At 38.3% G+C, this 2,472-nt stretch carries 2 protein-coding genes; both read left to right on the top strand.

The genetic code is table 11. The annotated features are described in order from the left end of the window. A partial coding sequence (locus ACP6PK_RS08515; protein WP_426559239.1) for a cadherin-like domain-containing protein occupies positions 1–1,868 on the top strand: 1,868 nt, incomplete at its 5' end. 345 nt (positions 1,869–2,213) lie between these two features. After that, the coding region (locus tag ACP6PK_RS08520; protein WP_426559240.1) for a hypothetical protein at positions 2,214–2,472 on the top strand (259 nt) is incomplete at its 3' end.

The following is a 2,472-nucleotide window of genomic DNA, read 5'->3' on the forward strand; positions in this document are numbered from 1 at the left end:
CGGTAGACCCGGTAGATCCGGTAGACCCGGTAGACCCGGTAGACCCGGTAGACCCAGTAGACCCAGTAGACCCAGTAGACCCGGTAGACCCAGACTCACCACCAGAAGCAGAGGATGATAACTTCACAACTAATCAAGATCAACCATTAACTATTACTGCTGAAGAATTACTAGAAAACGACTCCGATCCAGAAGGAGATCCTCTGAGTATTTCTGCTATCGGTAGACCGCAAAATGGCTCATTAGTAGAAGAAAATAGTACAACTTATATATATACTCCCAATGCAGGATTTTTAGGAGATGACAGTTTCAGCTATAGTATTAGTGACGGCAATGGTAATTCTGATACTGCCCAAGTCAATATCAAAGTCAACGATCCACCAGAGTTAGTAAACAACCGAGGTATTATTGCCGTCAAAAATGGACGTAGACAAAATATATTCAATACCAATCTTTTAGTTACAGACACCGACAACACCACAGAAGAAATTACCTACAACATTCTTAGAATACCAACACAAGGTAATCTTAGGTTAGTTGATGAAACTCTTAATCAGGGTGATACTTTCTCTCAAGCTGATATTAATAACAACTTAATTCTATATACCCCAGGTAATACAGCAGGTAATTTTCCTTTTTCCTTTTCCGTTTCTGATGGTGATGGTGGAACTATTCCCAGTACATCTTTTAGCATTACAGTTGTGGATAATGTGAATGAAGGAGGGGATGGTAATAATAACATCAATGGTACTCAACAAAGTGATTACCTAATAGGAAATGCAGGCAACGATACTCTAAGTGGTCGTGCTGGAAATGATGTTTTAGATGGAGGGTCAGGAGCAGATTCCTTATTAGGTGAAGCTGGTAACGACTCTTTGTTTGGAGCAGAACAAACTGATACATTATTCGGAGGAGTAGGTAACGATACTCTTGACGGTGGTGCTGATAATGACTCTTTGTTAGGAGAAGACGGCAGCGATCTATTATTAGGAGCAGGACAACAAGATACTCTTGCAGGTGGACTCGGTAACGATACCCTTGACGGAGGTACAGGTAATGATTCCCTATCTGGTCAAGATGACAACGACTCCCTATTGGGTAATACAGGAAATGATACTCTCAATGGTGATTCCGGTAACGATACTATTGATGGGGGTGCTGATGATGACCGTATTCTAGGCCAAACTGGCAGCGATAGCTTATTTGGTGGGCTAGGTAACGATAGGGTAATTGGTGGTAGCGGTGATGACTCTATTGGTGGTGGTGCAGGAGTTGACACTCTCAATGGTGATGAAGGTAATGATTTTGTTCGTGGTGATGAAGGTAACGATTCGATCAATGGAGATGTAGGAGATGATATATTAAATGGTGGATTTGGTGCCGACAGATTAACTGGTAATGAAGGAGATGATGCTTTCTTTTTTGAAGTTCCCAACGAAGGAGTAGATGTGATTACTGATTTTAATGGTAGTAATGTAGATGTATTCTTGTTTAGATCAAGTAATTTTGGTAATTTAACTAATCCTCCTGGAACTGCTACAGAATTTTCTAGTGTGATAATTTCTCTGGATAATTTAGGTTCACAAGGTCAAGATATTAGCGAACAAGAACTGATTATTTTTGAGAATAGATTTGACAATGTGCAGCAAGTGAATTCTATTTTGAACAATCAAAATGGTTCTGGGACAAGTCCAGCATTCTTTATTTATGTAAATAATAGTTTAAATGGCAAAGTTGTTTTAGGATATGACCCTAATCTTGAGGATGATGCTAATCCTGCTTTTGATTTAGCAGTTCTTAATAATATTCCGGTTTTTCCTGATGCTATTAATACTACTATTGATTCTTCAGATTTTAAATTTATTTAACTAGAGGAGGTGATATTATAGCTGAAGTCAGAAGTTAGAAGTCAGAAGTCAAAAGTTAAATTTGCAGCACGGACTAAAGCGGAAATAAGTAGAATGAAACAATTTCCTGTGTTATTCCGTCATTAATTTAATAGTTGATACTCCATTTACGATGAAAAATGTTAAATCAGAATGAATATTATATGAATTGCAGCAACTTGGAAACTATAAAAATTATCAAGAATCTGTAAAAAGACAAATTTTATGGTCAACAATATTACCATATCATACAACTAAATCAACAAAAAGATATTGAGATTGTCTCATACTAAGAAAATTCTTATCTATTAATTAAGAGGTATAAAAATGGGAGCAGCAGGAACACCGATAAATCTTGGGATAGTTACAAGGATAATAAATGGTTTTCTCATACGAGGTTTCCTTGATGATGATGGTAACTTTGTACCATTACAACCAATTCCTACACCGGAACCAACACCAGAACCAACGCCAGAACCAACGCCAGAACCAACACCAGAACCAACACCAGAACCAACGCCAGAACCAACACCAGAACCAACGCCAGAACCAACACCAGAACCAACACCAGAACCAACGCCAGAAC

It is taken from the genome of Dapis hubbardiae BLCC-M172, from assembly GCF_050016015.1.
GTDB lineage: Bacteria > Cyanobacteriota > Cyanobacteriia > Cyanobacteriales > Microcoleaceae > Trichodesmium.